This window comes from Anaeromyxobacter sp. Red801 (genome assembly GCF_049201065.2).
Lineage (GTDB): Bacteria > Myxococcota > Myxococcia > Myxococcales > Anaeromyxobacteraceae > Anaeromyxobacter.
Genome location: NZ_CM181236.1, coordinates 3250001 through 3265865 on the forward strand (window position 1 = coordinate 3250001; position 15865 = coordinate 3265865).

The 15865-nt window shown below is 74.1% G+C and carries 14 protein-coding genes; 2 read left to right on the forward strand and 12 right to left on the reverse strand.

Features of this window, described 5'->3' with window-relative positions; translation table 11 throughout:
• Positions 1-290: 290 nt before the first annotated feature.
• From acnB to ACOQFB_RS15045, 12 genes are all read right to left on the reverse strand, one after another.
• Positions 291-2840, reverse strand: a complete 2550-nt coding sequence (gene acnB, locus ACOQFB_RS14990) for a bifunctional aconitate hydratase 2/2-methylisocitrate dehydratase (protein ID WP_421610901.1) — start codon at positions 2838-2840, stop codon at positions 291-293.
• A gap of 170 nt (positions 2841-3010) precedes the next feature.
• Positions 3011-3211 carry a cbb3-type cytochrome oxidase assembly protein CcoS gene (ccoS, locus tag ACOQFB_RS14995; RefSeq protein WP_059436408.1) on the reverse strand — a complete coding sequence of 67 codons (201 nt, stop codon included), beginning with the start codon at positions 3209-3211 and terminating at the stop codon, positions 3011-3013.
• Positions 3212-3226: 15 nt separating this feature from the next.
• The gene (locus ACOQFB_RS15000; protein WP_421610900.1) at positions 3227-5650 is read right to left on the reverse strand and encodes a heavy metal translocating P-type ATPase; all 2424 of its coding nucleotides are present in this window, start codon (positions 5648-5650) and stop codon (positions 3227-3229) included.
• Positions 5640-6311 (reverse strand): sulfite exporter TauE/SafE family protein, encoded by a 672-nt coding sequence (locus ACOQFB_RS15005; RefSeq protein WP_421610899.1) that lies wholly within the window; start codon positions 6309-6311, stop codon positions 5640-5642. Before ACOQFB_RS15005 ends, ACOQFB_RS15000 begins: the two co-directional genes overlap by 11 nt.
• A complete protein-coding gene (locus ACOQFB_RS15010; RefSeq protein ID WP_421610898.1) occupies positions 6308-7108 on the reverse strand; it encodes a FixH family protein in 801 nt (266 codons plus the stop codon). Before ACOQFB_RS15010 ends, ACOQFB_RS15005 begins: the two co-directional genes overlap by 4 nt.
• Entirely contained in the window at positions 7105-8334 is a 1230-nt protein-coding gene (locus ACOQFB_RS15015; RefSeq protein WP_421610897.1) for a 4Fe-4S dicluster domain-containing protein, read from the reverse strand. The genes ACOQFB_RS15010 and ACOQFB_RS15015 overlap by 4 nt, the downstream gene beginning before the upstream one ends.
• Positions 8321-8467: a cbb3-type cytochrome c oxidase subunit 3 gene (locus ACOQFB_RS15020; RefSeq protein WP_152643300.1), complete on the reverse strand. Its 147-nt coding sequence runs from the start codon at positions 8465-8467 to the stop codon at positions 8321-8323. The genes ACOQFB_RS15015 and ACOQFB_RS15020 overlap by 14 nt, the downstream gene beginning before the upstream one ends.
• 11 nt (positions 8468-8478) lie before the next feature.
• On the reverse strand, positions 8479-8760 hold the full coding sequence (locus ACOQFB_RS15025; protein ID WP_059436403.1) for a hypothetical protein: 282 nt from the start codon (positions 8758-8760) through the stop codon (positions 8479-8481).
• Between the two features lie 10 nt (positions 8761-8770).
• Entirely contained in the window at positions 8771-9796 is a 1026-nt protein-coding gene (locus ACOQFB_RS15030) for a cbb3-type cytochrome c oxidase subunit II (protein ID WP_494492267.1), read from the reverse strand.
• Between the two features lie 6 nt (positions 9797-9802).
• Positions 9803-11224: a cbb3-type cytochrome c oxidase subunit I gene (locus ACOQFB_RS15035; protein WP_059436402.1), complete on the reverse strand. Its 1422-nt coding sequence runs from the start codon at positions 11222-11224 to the stop codon at positions 9803-9805.
• A 247-nt stretch (positions 11225-11471) separates the two neighbouring features.
• Positions 11472-13475, reverse strand: coding sequence for a molybdopterin oxidoreductase family protein (locus ACOQFB_RS15040; protein ID WP_421610896.1), 2004 nt, complete (start codon positions 13473-13475; stop codon positions 11472-11474).
• A 120-nt stretch (positions 13476-13595) separates the two neighbouring features.
• Positions 13596-14015 carry a hypothetical protein gene (locus tag ACOQFB_RS15045; protein ID WP_059436400.1) on the reverse strand — a complete coding sequence of 140 codons (420 nt, stop codon included), beginning with the start codon at positions 14013-14015 and terminating at the stop codon, positions 13596-13598.
• A 142-nt stretch (positions 14016-14157) separates the two neighbouring features.
• On the opposite strand from ACOQFB_RS15045, the gene ACOQFB_RS15050 reads away from it, so the two are divergent.
• Entirely contained in the window at positions 14158-15120 is a 963-nt protein-coding gene (locus tag ACOQFB_RS15050; RefSeq protein ID WP_059436399.1) for an NAD-dependent epimerase/dehydratase family protein, read from the forward strand.
• A gap of 63 nt (positions 15121-15183) precedes the next feature.
• Positions 15184-15861: an HAD family hydrolase gene (locus ACOQFB_RS15055; protein WP_421610895.1), complete on the forward strand. Its 678-nt coding sequence runs from the start codon at positions 15184-15186 to the stop codon at positions 15859-15861.
• Positions 15862-15865 lie beyond the last annotated feature (4 nt).

Here is a 15865-nt window from a genome sequence, read left to right on the forward strand (position 1 = left end):
GGAAGATCGCTTCGTTCTTCCTGCGTTCGTGCTGCCCTTCGTCCGACGGGGCGCGTCTTCTACCTTCGGGCGCCGGAGCCGTCAAGCGCATTCGTGCGCGTGCGCGCGCGCCCTCCGGCGGCCGATCGGAGACCACGCCCGCCGCCCCCGCCGGCGCCCGCCTCGCCCCTCCCGGCGCGACCGCCTGCCCCTCCGGCCGCGCCACCGCCCCGCTGGGCGCGCGAACGACGAGGCCCCTCCCCCGCGCCGCGGGAGAGGGGCCTCGAGGACGGCGACGGCCGTGCCGTGCGCTAGGCGACGACGCGCAGGCCCTTGTACTCCGCCAGCTCGTCGAACTGGAGGTAGCGGTACACCTGGCCGGCCTTCGGCGCGATCTTCTCGTTGTAGACCGCGAAGTACTCGGCCACCGTCGGCAGCCGCCCCAGGTTCGCCGCCACCGCGCCCAGCTCGGCCGAGCCGAGGAACACGCGGGCGCCGTTGCCCATGCGGTCGTCGAAGTTGCGGGTGGACGTCGAGTAGACGTTCACGCCGTCCGGCACGCGCGCCTGGTTGCCCATGCACAGCGAGCAGCCGGCGATCTCGATGCGGGCGCCGATCTGGCTGTAGACCGAGAAGTACGCCTCGTCGCGGAGCTCCTGCTGGTCCATCCGCGTGGGCGGGCAGAGCCAGGTGCGGACCAGGCCGGTGTTCTTCTGGCCCTTCCAGATCTCGCCGGCCGCGCGGAAGTGGCCGATGTTGGTCATGCAGGAGCCCAGGAACACGTCGTCGATCTTCGTGTTCTGGACGTCGGACAGCAGCTTCACGTCGTCCGGGTCGTTCGGGCACGCCAGGATCGGCTCGGTGATCTCGGCCAGGTCGATCTCGATCACCGCCGCGTACTCGGCGTTCTTGTCGGCGCGGAGCAGCGCCGGCTTCGCCAGCCAGGCCTCCACCGCGGCGATGCGGGCCTCCAGCGCCGCCTTGTCCCCGTAGCCGTCGGAGATCATCTTCCGCATCAGCGCCACGTTGGAGCGGAGGTACGTCGCGACGCTCTTCTCCGAGAGGTCCACCGCGGCCGCCGCGGCGCTGCGCTCCGCCGCCGCGTCGGTCAGCTCGAACGCCTGCTCGACGGTGAGGTCCGGCAGGCCCTCCATCTCCAGGATCCGGCCGTTGAAGACGTTCTTCTTGTTCTTCTTCGGGACGGTGAGCAGGCCCTGCTTGATGGCCCAGTACGGGATCGCGTTCACCACGTCACGGAGCGTGATGCCCGCGTTGAGCTTGCCCTTGAACCGCACCAGCACGCTCTCCGGCATGTCGAGCGGCATGAAGCCGAGCGCCGCGCCGAACGCCACCAGGCCGGAGCCGGCCGGGAAGGAGATGCCGATGGGGAAGCGGGTGTGCGAGTCGCCGCCGGTGCCCACCGTGTCGGGGAGCAGGAGGCGGTTCAGCCAGGAGTGGATCACGCCGTCGCCCGGCCGGAGCGCCACGCCGCCGCGCTGCTGGATGAACGAGGGCAGCGAGCCGTGCATCTTCACGTCGGCCGGCTTCGGGTAGGCCGCGGTGTGGCAGAACGACTGCATCACCATGGGCGCCTGGAACTTCAGGCAGGCGAGCTCCTTCAGCTCGTCGGCGGTCATGGGGCCGGTGGTGTCCTGCGAGCCGACCGTGGTCATCTTCGGCTCGTAGTAGCCGCCGGGCAGCGCGCCGGCGATGCCGCACGCCTTGCCGACCATCTTCTGAGCGAGCGAGTAGCCCTGGCCGGCCTTCGGCTGCGGGTTCTTCGCCACCGCGAACAGGTCGATCTCCTTCAGCCCGAGCGCCTTGCGCGCCTTGTCGGTGAGCGCGCGCCCGATGATGAGCGGGATGCGGCCGCCGGCGCGGAACTCGTCCGGCACGGTGACCGGCTCGAGCTTGAAGGTGGAGAGCACCTCGCCCTGCTCGGTGCGGACCTCGCCCTTCTTCGTGTCGATCACCACCACGTCGCCGGTCTTCAGCCTGGTGACGTCGGTGCGGATGGGCAGCGCGCCCGAGTCCTGCGCGGTGTTGAAGAAGATCGGGGCGATGACGCCGCCGATGATCACGCCGCCGCGGCGCTTGTTCGGCACGAACGGGATGTCCTCGCCGATGGCCCAGAGCACCGAGTTGCAGGCCGACTTGCGGGAGGAGCCGGTGCCGACCACGTCGCCCACGAACGCGACCTGGAAGCCCTGGGCGCGGAACTCGGCGATGGTCTTCAGGCCCCCCGGGAAGCGGGTCTTGCCCATGGCCAGCGCGTGGAGCGGGATGTCCGGGCGGGTGGAGGCGTCGCCGGCGGGCGAGAAGTCGTCGGTGTTGATCTCGCCGTCCACCTTGAAGACCTTGACCTTGATGGTCTCGGGCACGCCGGGGCGCGAGGAGAACCACTCGGCCTTGGCCCACGCCTCCACCACCGACTTCGCGGCGGCGTTGGTCTTCGAGAGCGCCAGCACGTCGTCGAACGCGCCGTAGACGTAGGTCGTGTGCGAGAGCGCCTTGGCGGCCGCGGCGGCCAGCTCCGGGTCCTTCAGCGCGGCCACGAGCGGCGGCACGTTGTAGCCGCCCATCATCGTGCCGAGCAGCTCCACCGCCTCGGCGCGCGAGACGAGCGGGCACTTCTTCGCGCCGGAGACGACGTCGGCGAGGAACTTCGCCTTCACCTCGGCGGCCGGGTCCACGCCGGGCGACACGCGGTCGCGCAGCAGCCCGAGGAGGAACGCCTCCTGGCCCTTGGGCGGCGCCTCGAGGAGCTGGACCAGCCCCTTCGTCTGCTCGGGGTCGAGGGGCTTCGGCGGGATCCCCTGGGCCTTCCGCTCGGCCTCGTGCTTCAGGTACGCCTCGATCACAGGGCTCCTCCTTCGGATCTGGGTGCGGGTGGAAAGATCGGAAAAAGCGATGCCGTATAGCACGACCGCATGCGGGTGTCAGCCGCGCCCACCCGCCGAACATCGCGGAAGGACGTCGCTTTTCGGGACCTGACCGGTCCACATTGGGAGCGGGAGCGGGCGGGCGCCCGCTAGCGCTCCCGGTCCGGCCCGCCCGCCTCGCGAGCCGGGGGCGCCGGCCGGGCAGGCGGCTCGTCGTCGTCGTCCAGCATCCGGTACTTGGGACCCTCCGGATCGTCGTACTGGCCGCTCTTCACCGACCAGAGGAAGAACAGCCAGGCGGCCACCCCGAGCGACAGCGACAGGACGATGAGGAAGCCGATGGTGCCCATGCGCGCTCCCTCCTCTTACAGGGCCCGCCGGAGCCGCGCCGAGTTCCCGACCACGAACAGCGAGCTGGCGGCCATGGCGCCCGCGGCGACGATGGGGTGGAGCAGGCCGGCCATGGCGAGCGGGATCGCGACGGCGTTGTAGAAGAAGGCCCAGAACACGTTCTGGCGGATGACGGCGTAGGTCCGGCGCGACAGGCGCACCAGGTCCGGGAGCAGCCGGAGGTCGTCGCGCACCAGCACCGCGTCGGCGCTCTCCATGGTGACGTCGGTGCCGCGCCCCATGGCGGCGCCCACCTCGGCCTGGGTCAGCGCGGGCGCGTCGTTGATGCCGTCGCCGGCGAACAGCACCCGCCGGCCGGCCCGCTGCCGCGCCGCCACCGCCTCGCGCTTCTCGACCGGCGACGCCTCGGCGACCGCCTCGACCCCGAGCGCCGCCGCCACCGCGCCGGTGGTGACCCGGCCGTCGCCGCTCACGATCGCGACGCGCAGCCCGAGCGCGCGCAGCGCCGCGATGGCCGCAGGCGCCTCCTCGCGGATGGGATCGGCCACCGCCACGAGCGCGAGCGGGCGGCCGGCGCGGGCCAGGAACGCCACCGTGTCGCCGCGCGCCTCCAGCTCCCGCGCCCGCGCGTCCGCCCCCGGCGCGAGCGCCACCCCGCGCTCCGCCAGCAGCGCGCGGTTGCCCACCAGCACCTCGACGCCGCCCACCTCGGCGACGACCCCGCGCCCGGGCACCGCGCGGAACCCGGCCGCCTCCGGCTCGGCGCCCGCCGGGAGCGCCCGCGCGGCCTCGGCCACCGCCCGCCCGACGTGGTGCTCGCTGCGCCGCTCCACCGCCGCCGCGAGCGCCAGCGCCTCGTCCTCGCCGATGCCGGGAGCGATCGGCACGAGCGCCCGGAGCGCCGGGCGCCCGCGCGTCACCGTCCCGGTCTTGTCGAGCAGGACGTCGGTGGCGCGCCCCGCGCGCTCCACCACGTCCCCGCCCTTCACGAGCAGGCCGCGCGCGCTGGCCAGGCCGGTCGAGATCAGCACCGCGATGGGCGTGGCGAGGCCGAGCGCGCACGGGCAGGCGATCACCACCACCGAGATGCCGGTCATGAGCGCCCGCTCGATCGGCGCGCCGCGCGCCAGCCAGGCCGCCACCGTGAGCGCCGCCAGCACCAGCATGGCCGGCACGAACCCGCCCACCACCCGGTCCGCCACCGCCTGGATGCGCGGCTTCTGCGCCTGCGCCTCCTCCACCGCGCGGACGATGCCGGCGAGCACCGTGTCCTTGCCCACCCGCGTGACCTCGACGACCAGCGCGCCGTGCTGATTGACGGTGCCGCCGATCACGGCCGCGCCCGCGGCCTTCGCCACCGGGCGCGACTCGCCGGTGACGAGCGACTCGTCCACCTCGGAGGCGCCCTCGCGCACCACGCCGTCGAGCGGGATCCGCTCGCCCGGGATCACCTCGATCCGCTCGCCCGGCCGGATCTCCGCGACCGGCACCGCCCGCCGCTCGGCGCGGCCGCCGGGGCCGGGCTCGAGCCGGCGGGCCTCGCGCGGCGCCAGGCTGGCGAGCCGCGCCACCGCCTCGGAGGCGCGCCCCTTCGCCGCCGCCTCCACGTAGCGCCCGACCAGCACCAGCGTCGGGATCATGGCCGCGGTGTCGAAGTAGACCTCGCCGCCGCGCAGCATGCCGTACACGCTGTAGGCGAGCGCGGCGAGCGAGCCGATCACCACCAGCGAGTCCATGTTGAAGCGCAGGTGGCGGAGCCCGCGCCCGGTGGCGCGCAGGAACGGGGCGCCGGAGTAGAAGACCACCGGCAGCGTGAGGCCGAGCGAGATCCACTCCATCAGCCGTCGCGTCGGCGCGTCGATGCCCTGGAAGTACCCGGCGTAGAGGGCCGCCTGGTAGATCATGAGCTGCGAGGCGAGGAACAGCGCGGTCCCGAGCCGAACCAGCAGGTCCTTCGCCTCGGCTCGCCGCGCCTGGAGCTGCTCCGCGTCGGACCACGGCTTGGGCTGGTAGCCGGCGGCCTGGATGCGCCCGAGCACGCGCTCCAGGCCGACCGCGGCGGGGTCGAAGCGGATCCGCGCCCGGTGCGTGGCGTAGTTCACCCGGGCCGCCAGCACGCCCGGCGTGCGCTGCAGCAGCTTCTCGTTCAGCCAGACGCAGGACGCGCAGCGGATGCCGTCGATGGCCACGTCCAGCTCGGCCGCGCCGTGCGCCTCTCGCACCGCCTCGCGGAACGCGGCCAGGTCGAGCGCGGCCGCGGCCTGCGGGCCCACCTCGGTCCAGCGGCGGCTGTCGTAGTACGCGCCCAGCCCCTCGCCCTGGATCAGCTCGAAGACGCCGCGGCAGCCCGCGCAGCAGAACACCCGCGGCGCCCCGGCCACCACGGCCCGCACCGCCTCGCGCTCGGGGAACTCGAGCAGGCAGTGATCACAGCGCATCGACGCCGAGCCCGCGCAGCAGGAAGAGGACGCCGAGCGCGATCACCAGCACGCCGCCGGCCCGGTAGAGGACGCCGCGCGCGCGCGCGCCGACGAGCGTCGCCGCCGCCCCGGCCAGCAGCAGCGCCGGGAGCGTCGCCACCCCGAACGCGAGCGCGAGCAGGAACCCCTGCCCCGCGCTGCCGGTGCCGGCCGCGCCCACGAACAGCGACCAGGAGAGGCCGCAGGGCAGCAGCCCCAGCACCAGGCCCACCGGGTAGAGCCGCCCCGCGCCGCCGCCCTCGAGCAGGCCGCGCGCCAGCGCCGACACCCGCCCCGCCGCGCGCGCCTCGAGCCGCTTCACCGTCAGGCTCAGCCCCGCCGCGCCCAGCCCCATCGCGATCATGAGGACGCCGGCGATCACCGAGGCCACCGCGGCCACGCCGGCGAGCCGGCCGGCCAGGTTCACGAACGAGCCGGTGAGCCCCATCAGCGCGCCCACCAGCGCGTAGGTGGTGATGCGGCCGGCGTGGTACGCGAGCTGCCCCTGCAGCGCGCGCCCGGTGCCGCGCGGCCCGGCCGCGAGCGCGAACGCGCCCACCAGCGGCCCGCACATGCCGAGGCAGTGGCCGAAGCCGCCGAGGAGCCCGGTGGCGAGCGCGGTGGCGAGCGCGGCGGTCACTCGGCGGCCTTGAACCCCAGCTCCGCGGTGGCGCCCGGCGCGCCGGGGCGGGCGAGGGACACGGTGGCGGTCCAGTCGGTGCGGCCGCTCGGGCAGCGGACCAGCACGGCCTGGCCCCGGTAGCGCCCCGGCCCGGCCGGCGCGAGCCGCGCCTCGGCCGGGAACATCTCCATGCCCTTCATGCCGAAGCGCACCGAGAGCTCCGCGCCGTCGAGCGGCGCGCCGCCGGCGCGGACGTCGGCGAGCACCCGGAGCTCGGCGAGCGCGCGCGGCGGGCGCGGCGAGAGCTCCAGCGTGACCGCGGCGCCGCCGAGCTCGACCGTGCACGGCCCGGCGGCGAGGTCGCAGGCGGGCGCGGCGGCGGGCACGTCCACCGTGCGCGTCAGGCGCACGCGATCCGTCCCGCGGCGCACGTCGAAGCGGATCTCCCACGGCCCCGGCGCCGGGAAGGCCAGGTCCGCGGCGTAGCCGCCCCCCTCGCGCGGGCGCGCGGCGGCGGTCCACTGCCCGCGCCCGCTGTCGGGCCGGCCCACGGTGAGCGCGACCTCGGCGCCGTCGAGCGGGCGCCCGGCGCCGTCGCGGAGCGCGAACGCGAGCGCGCCCGGGCCGGCGACGGCCGGCGCCACCTCCACGCTCCAGCCGAGCGCCTCGCGCCCGCGCCGCTCGCGGTCGTACTCCAGCCCCTCCTCGTAGGGCTGGGCGACCACGGTGTCCTCGCGGACCAGGCTGCCGATCCAGATGGTGCCGCCCACCGCGCCGAGCGCGGCCAGGACGGCGAGGGCGATGACGGGCTTCACTTCACCTCCGGTGCGACGAGGGAGACGGCGGCCGCGGCGGGCTCGCCGGCGGCGCCGTCCTCGGACCGCGGGCGGGCGACGACGCGGGCGGCGCTGCGCCCCTCCGGCAGCCCGCGCACGGCGGCGAGCACGCGCACCTGGCGGTGCTCGCCGGCCGCGAGCGCGACGCGGGCCGGGCGGAGCTCGGCCTCGGCGCCGGCGCCCGCCTCCAGCGCCAGCTCCACCTCCACCGGCCGCCGGCCGCGGTTCTCGACCCCGACGGAGAGCGCGTTCAGCACGCGGCCGTCGGGCGTGCGGCGCGGCGCGTAGGCCTCGTCGCCGAGCACGGTGAGGCCGAGCGGCGCCCGCCCGGCCACGGTGGCGACCAGCACCGCCAGCGTGGCCGCGGTGACGGCGGCGAGCAGCAGGGCCGCGGGGCGCGCCAGGCGCGGCCGCCCGCCGGGCTCGCCGTAGAAGTAGCCGATGAGGTCGGGCGCGCGGCGCAGGCGGCGCATGACCGGCTCGCAGGCGTCGATGCAGGCCGCGCACGCGATGCACTCCATCTGCAGCCCGTGCCGGATGTCGATGCCGGTGGGGCACACCCGCACGCAGGCGCCGCAGTCCACGCAGTCGGCGGCGCGGCGCGCGTCGTAGGCCACCACCAGCGTGCTGCGGTCGAACAGCACGCCCTGCAGCTTCGCGTACGGGCAGGCGGTGGCGCAGAAGCGCTGCCGCAGGAAGGCGAGGTCGAGGAACAGCACCGCGAACCCGGCCGCCCAGGAGCCGGCCACCACCGGGCCGAGGGCCCCGCCGGCGAGCCGCCGGAAGAACTCCCCCGGCGGCACGAAGTACCAGACCAGGTTGGCCGAGGCGACCGCCGACACGAGCGCCACCGCCGCGAAGCCGAGCGGCCGCCGCCAGCGGCGCGGGCGCTTGCGGCGCTCCGGCTCCACCCAGGCGGTGAGGTCGCCGAGCAGCGTCTGCGGGCAGGACCACCCGCACCAGACGCGGCCGAACAGCAGGGTGACGAGCAGGAGCGCGGCGGTGAGCGCGAGCGTGGCCGCGAGCACCACGAACATCTCGTCCACCGCGTACGAGGCGCCGAACGCGTGCAGGCGGCCCCCCGGCACGTCGAGCCGCAGCGCGCTCTCGCCGCCGACGGACACGAAGGGCAGCCCGAGCACGATGAGTGCCTGGGCTGCCCCCGCGATGCGCCGCCACCTCTGGAACCGCCTAGCCGTCGTCATCCTCGAGCATCTTGTACTTCGCCTCCTCCACCCGGTCCTTCCGCCTCCGCGAGTAGTAGAAGACGATGATCCCCAGCAGCGCCACGCACATCGTGCCGCCGAAGATCGTGTAGGCGAGCTCCTGGCTTCCCATCGGGCCCTCCGCTACCGCGCCTTCCTCTTCTTCTGGGTGAGGCCCATCCAGATCGCCACCAGCGCGGGGATGGCGGTGAACGCGATGGTCCAGAGCAGGTTGGCGCCGGAGCTGGCGCCGCCGGTCTCCAGGTCCTTCGCCTGCGACCAGCCGCCCAGGGCCGGGGAGTACGCCCAGTAGTAGTAGGCGCCCCAGACGATCAGGCCCCAGAACAGCGCCAGCCAGCCCACCGGCAGGTGGTGGGACGTGTCCTTCGCCTCGAACTTCGTCAGGTCGTCGAGCTCTTCGGACATGGTGGGTCTCCTAGTGGCCGCCCGGGTGGCCCTCGGCCGCCTCGTGCGCCTTCTGGTTCCGGAGCCACGCGACGATCGCCCAGATGTCGTCGTCGGACAGGTCGCCGCCGAACGCCGCCATGCCGCCGTCCGGCACGCCGGGGCGCCCGAGCGCCTTCTTCGCGTCGCTGCCGCCCTTGATCATGGCGAAGTACGCCGCGTCGGGCAGGTCGGGCGAGGCGCCCAGGAACTGGTCGTCGATGAGGTTCGGGGCCACGCCCTCCTGGCCCTGCGCCTCGTCCCCGTGGCAGGCGGAGCAGGCGTTCGCGTCGAACAGCGTCTTGCCCTTCGCGATCGCGGCCACGTCGGTGGCGAACGGGTTCGGCGCCTCGAGGTCCACGTCGCCGCCGCCGGCGGCGGCGCGGTTCACCGCCTTGCCGAGCGAGACGGTGTACGCGACCAGCGCGTCCATCTCGGTCTTGCCCTCGACCGCGGCGGGCACCGCCGCGAGGTCGGCGTCGCCGTACGGCACGCCCAGCGTGCGCAGCCCGCGCATGCTGGCCTGGACCTTCGCGGCCTCGAGCGCGTTGCCGCGCAGGAACGCGTACTTCGGCATGTTGGAGCGCGGCACCACCTTCTGCGGGTCCTCGAAGTGCGCGTAGTGCCAGTCCTTGGAGGGCTTGATCCAGCCCTCGAACGCGAGGTCCGGGCCGGTGCGCTTCGAGCCCCACAGGAACGGGTGGTCGTAGGCGAACTCGCCGGCCAGCGAGTACTGGCCGGACGGCTCCGGCGCGCGGTTGCCCTTGTAGCGGACCACCTCGCTCTTGAGCGGGCGGACCGTCTGCGTGTGGCAGTTCACGCAGCCCTCGCGCTGGTAGACGTCGCGCCCCGCCAGCTCCAGCGGCGAGAGCGGCTTCAGCCCCTCGACCTTCGGGTGCAGCTCGGGGCGGAGCATCGGGTACGCCATGGTGACGATGGTGCCGGCGAGGACCACCACGGTCGCGAGCACCGCGAACGCCACCGGCTTGCGGTAGATGCTGGATTCACTCATGGTCATCCCCTCCTACGCCGCCACCGTGGTCGGGGCCGAGCCGGCCGCCGCCTGCGCGGCCTTCCCCTTCCGGATGGTCATGAGCACGTTGTAGACGAACACCACCATGCCCGCGGCGAAGATGATCCCGGCCAGCGTGCGCGTGTGCCAGTACGGATAGTTCCCGATCACCCCGTCCATGAACGTGTACTTGAGCTTGCCGGCCTCGTCGGTGGCCTTCCACATCCAGCCCTGCCGGATGCCGGTGATCCACATCGTGATCGAGAACAGGAGCTGGCCCACCAGCACCAGCCAGAAGTGCACGTTGGCGAGCTTCTCCGAGTACAGCTCGGTCCCGTTGATGCGCGGCACCACGTAGTAGATGGACGCGCAGATGATCATGGTCACCCAGCCCATCGTGCCCATGTGCACGTGGCCGGGGACCCAGTCGGTGAAGTGGATGAGCTGCGACACGACGCGGAGGCCCTGCGTCGGCCCCTGCACCGTCTGCAGGCCGTAGAAGGTGATGCCGAGGATGAAGAACTTGGTGAGGTAGTTGGACCGCATCGTGGTCCAGTCCTGGCCCACCGTGTAGTAGCCGTTCACCACCGAGCCCCACGACGGCGCGATGAGGAACATCGTGAACACGATGGCGAGCGTCTGGATCCAGTCCGGCAGCGGCGTGTAGACGAGGTGGTGCGCGCCGGTCCACAGGTACGCGAAGATCAGCGACCAGAACGCGACGATCGAGAGCCGGTGGCTGTAGATGGGCAGCCCGGTGGACTTCGGGAGGAAGTAGTAGAACATCGCCAGGATCGGCGTGGTGAGCAGGAAGCCGACCGCGTTGTGCCCGTACCACCACTGCACGTTGGCGGAGTTCACCCCGGCGAACAGCGGGTAGCTCTTGCCCAGGCTCACCGGCACCGCGAGGTTGTTGACGATGTAGAGGATGGCGATGGTGATGACGGTCGCCACGATGTACCAGAGCGACACGTACATCTGCTCCTCGCGCCGCTTCAGGATCGTCCCGAAGACGTTCACCGCCAGCATCACCCACAGCACCACGATGGCGAGGTCGAGCGGCCACTCCAGCTCGGCGTACTCGAGCGACTGGGTCTGGCCGAGCAGCAGCGAGACCGCCGCGGCGACGATGCCGGCGTTGAACAGCCAGAGCTGCACGCGCGCGAGGCGCGGGAACAGCAGCGGCCGCTTACAGAGCCGCATGGTGATGTAATAGAAGAGGCCGAAGATGGCGCCCGCGCCCAGGCCGAAGATCAGGCCGTTGGTGTGCACCGGGCGCAGCCGGCCGTAGGTCAGGTACGGCGCGAAGTTCGCGGCGGGCGCCCACAGCTGCACGCTGATGAGGAGCCCGAGCAGGATCCCGACGACGCCCCAGAACATCGCCGAGAGGATGAACCCCTGGACGGTCTGGTAGTCGTACCGATAGTCGTTCATGTGCCCATTCCTTCCCGAGAAACGGGAAATGATCGCGCGCAAGATACAGGAGAGGGCGTCCGATCGGCAAAAATGGGGAGCAGCTACCCTTCCTGGTGCCGCTCATGAAACCACAAAGGCCCGCGAGAACATCCGCGGCCCAAGGTCTCGCCCCCGCACGATCCCGGTCCGGCGCGCGGCTCGCCCGTCCGGGCGAGAGCCGGCGCGCGGCGGAGCGGTTCGGGACGGGGTCGCGGCCCCGGGCGGCCTAGGCCGGCCGGACGTCCACGCGGTTGTCGTAGAAGGTGGAGCCGCCCGCCTCGTCGGTGAGCCGCTGCGAGGTGAGCGCGTTCACGTTCCGTGCGCCCGGGGCGTGCGCGAGCCAGAACACCCCCTCGGCCACCGCGACGCCGGGGGGCACGCCGTCCTCGACGCGCAGCACGAACGCCGCCTCGCCGAGGCCGTTCCAGGCCACCACCCCCTGCCCGTCGGAGAGCCCGCGCGCGGCGGCCTCCGAGGGGGCGAGCTTCAGCAGCATCCCGCCCGCCTTGGCGCGCAGCTCGGGCCGCTCCTGGAACGTGGAGTTGAGCGTGTAGAGCGCGGGCGCGGTGACGAGCTTCAGCGGCAGCGGATCGCCGTCCGCGTGCGGCGGGCGCGGCCGCGGCACCGGCTCGCGGAGCGCGGGGTTCGCGAGCTCGATCCGGCCGGAGGCGGTGCGCCAGCGCGGCCCCGGCGGCGGCGCGATGCGGACCGCCTTCCCCTCCGCCAGCCGCGAGCGGTCCACCGCGTCCCACCACGCCGACCGCTGCGCGAGCAGCTGGTCCGCCATCTCCGCGGCGCTGGTCCGGAACACCGGCTCGTCGAAGCCCATGGCCGCGGCGAGGAGCTGGAAGGCCTCCCAGTTCGGCTTCGCCTCGCCGACCGGCGGGATCGCGGCGGCGGCGCGCTGGATCGAGTAGTGCCCGTAGGAGCGGTAGACGTCGAGGTGCTCGAGCGAGGTGGTCGCCGGCAGCACCACGTCCGCGTGGCGCGCCGTGTCGGTGAGGAAGCGCTCGTGCACCACCAGGAACAGGTCCTCGCGCGAGAGCCCGCGCAGCACCGCGTTCTGGTCGGGCGCGACCGCGGCCGGGTTCGAGCACCACACGTACATCGAGCGGATGGGCGGGTCGCGCAGCTCGTTCAGCGCCCAGCCCAGGCGGTTCATGTTCACCTCGCGCACCGGCCGCGGGAGCAGGTCCTCGCGGCGCACCGGCGAGAGGTCGAACGCCTGCGACGAGGCGGTGGAGGTGAGGCAGCCGCCGCCCGCGCGGCCGAACGCGCCCAGCACCGCCGCGAGCGCGACCACGCTGCGGACGGTCATGGCGCCGTTGCCGTAGCGCGAGGGGCCGCCGCCGATGCGGAAGAACGGCGCGCGCGCCCGCGCCAGCGTCCGCGCCAGCGCCACGATGGCCTCGGGCGCGAGCCCGGTCGCGGCCGCGACCGCGTCCGGCGGGCACTCCGCGAGCGCGACCGCCTTCAGCTCCGGCCACCCGACCGTCTCGCTCGCCAGGAACGCCTCGTCCGCCAGCCCCTCGCGCGCGATCACGTGGACCAGGCCGAGCGCGAGCATGCCGTCCGAGCCGGGCCGGACCAGGATCACCTCGTCCGCGAGGGCGGCGGTGTCGTTCCGGTAGGTGTCCACCAGCAGCACCCGCGCGCCGCGCCGCCGCGCCTCCCGGGCCCGCTGGGCGAAGTGGATGCTGGTCGCGACCGCGTTGATGCCCCAGAGCACCACCAGGTCCGAGCCGAGCACCGTGTCCGGGTCCGGGCCCGGGGTGGCGCCCATCACCGAGGTCCAGCCGGCGTCCTGGGCCGGCGTGCAGATGGTGCGGGCCAGCCGCGACGCGCCCAGGCGGTGGAAGAACGGGAAGCCGGCGTTCCGCTGCACCAGGCCCATCGAGCCCGCGTAGGAGTACGGCAGGATCGCCTCGCCGCCCTCGGCGGCCAGGATCTCCTTCCAGCGCCCGGCGACGAGCGCGACCGCCTCGTCCCAGGTCGCGCGCCGGAACGCCCCGGCGCCCTTCGGGCCGGTCCGGATCAGAGGATGGGTGAGCCGGTCGGGCGAGTGCACCGTCCGGTCGTAGCCGTTCATCTTCGGGCACAGGGTGCCCTGCGAGTACGGGTGCTCCGGGTCGCCCCGGACCTTCGCGGCGCGCCCGTCCTCGACCTCGACGAGCAGGCCGCAGGCGTCGGGGCAGTCGAACGGGCAGACGGAGCGCGCGAGCGTGGGCATGGCGCGCGCGAGGATAATCGAGCGCCGCCGGCGGCGCGACCCGTCGTGCGGCCGGGCGGCGGATCGCGCGTCGGGCGCGGGGGCGCCTGCCCTGCCGCCCCCGCGCCCGACGGCGACGGCTCAGAACCTGCCGGCCACCAGCCCGAACGTCTCCTGCCTCGACTGGTCCCGCCGGCGCAGGTCCATGGTGAACGACTGGCCGTCGCGCACCGGCGCCCGCGCCACCGCGGTCCGCATCGCGTAGTCCGGCGCGGTGGCCACGTCCACGACGCCCCACAGCAGGCCGACGCCGGCGCCGATCAGCGCGCCCCAGGCCAGCGTGCGACCCCAGTCGTAGTTCGAGTGGTCCTGGATCCCCATGTTGTAGAGGATGATCCCGCCCGCCACCGCGGAGCCGGCCACGCCGCCCGCGATCGTGTCGCGCGCGACCGTGCCCACCGGGTTGGCGTGCCGTCGCACGTACACGTCGTCGTCCGCCCGGGCGGCCTGGACCCCCACCGCCAGCGCCACCACCGCCACCAGCGCCCTCAGGTATCTCATCGCCCCTCCCCCCTTTCCCGACGGACCTCCCGTCCGGGTTCGAATCAAGCTGGGGCGCGCGACCGCCGGGGGACAAGGGGGTGGCGCCGCCCCTCGGCCGGGTTGACGGGCGCCGGGCCGCGTGGTTCACATCCGGGCGTCCATGCGAGCCCTCGTCACCGGCGCCGGCGGCTTCCTCGGCATGGCGCTGGTGCGTGCGCTGGCCGCCCGGGGCGACCGCGTGCGCGCGCTGGTCCGCCGCCCGTCGGAGGCGCTCGCCGCGGCCGGCGCCGAGGTGATGGTCGGCGACGTCACCGACCCGCGGGCGCTCCGCGCCGCGGTGGCCGGGCAGGAGCTCGTGTTCCACCTCGCGGGCGTGCGGCGCGCCGCGGACCCGGCGGAGTTCCTGCGGGTGAACGCCGGCTCGACGCGGCTCGCGCTGGAGGCGTGCGTGGAGCGCGCGCCCGGGCTCCGGCGCTTCGTGCTGGCCGGCTCGCGCGCCGCCTGCGCGCCGTCGCGGGAGCCGATCCGCGAGGACGCGCCGCTCGCGCCGGTCGAGCCGTACGGTGCGTCCAAGGCCGAGGCGGAGCGCGAGGCGCTGGCCTTCGCGGCGCAGGTCCCGGTGGCCATCGCGCGGCCGCCCCGCATCATGGGCCCCGGCGACCGCGAGAACCTGCTCTTCTTCCGGATCGCCCGGGCCCGGCTCGCGCTCGACCTGGGCGACCGCCCGCTGTCCTGGATCGACGTGGACGACTGCGCCCGCGGGCTGCTGCTGCTCGCCGATCGCGACGCGGCGCGCGGGGAGGCGTTCTTCCTGGCGGCGCCGGAGCCGGTCACCGCGCGAGGGCTGATGGAGGAGGCGGCGCGGGCGCTCGGCGTACGGGCGCGCCGCCTGCCGGTCCCCGAGGCGCTGCTGCGCGGGGCCGGGCGCGCCGGTGACGCGGTGGGCCGCGCGCTGGGGCGGCGGCTGCCGGTCGGCTCGAAGCTGGTCGCGCAGGTGCTCGCGCCGGGCTGGGTGTGCGACGCGTCGAAGGCGCGCGAGCGGCTCGGCTTCGAGGCGACGACTTCACTCGCCGCGTCGATGGCCCGGGCGGCCGCCTGGTACCGCGCCGCCGGGTGGCTGTAGGCCTTCGCAGCCCCCGCTACGCCCTTGCCAACCGGGTCGTCCATTGCGTATGCCTCGCGGGTCATGGCGGATCCCGGCAAGGCTGCGTTCTTCGACATCGACGGAACGCTCGTGCGCACGAACATCGTGCACGCGTTCGCGTTCTACGCGATGAACCAGGGGACGATCCTCGGCACCGCCTGGCAGACCGCCCGCACCCTCCTCTCCGTGCCCCTCTTCATGGCCGCGGACCGGGTGAACCGGAAGGCGTTCAACGAGCTGTTCTACGGGTACTACCGCGGCCAGAGCGAGGACCGGCTGGAGACGCTCGCGGCCGAGCTGTTCGAGGACGTGCTGGAGCCGGCGGTGCACCCCGGCTCGCGGCGCCTGGTGGACGAGGCGCGCCGCGCCGGCTGCCGGGTGGTGTTCGTCACCGGCGCGCTCGACTTCACGGTGCGGCGCCTGGCCGACCACCTCGGCGCCGACGACCTCATCGCCAACCGGATGCGCTTCGTGCAGGGCGTCGCCACCGGGCGCGTCATGCCGCCCATCATCGAGGGCGCGCACAAGGCGCTCGTGATCCGCGACTGGTGCGTGCGGAACGGCGTGGCGCTCGAGAAGAGCTTCGCGTACTCCGACTCCTTCTCCGACTACCCCATGCTCGCGGTGGTGGGCCACCCCGCGGCGGTCAACCCGGACGCGCGGCTCGCCCGCGTGGCCCGGGCCTACGAGTGGCCCGTCCTGCGCACCACGGAGGGTTGAGACA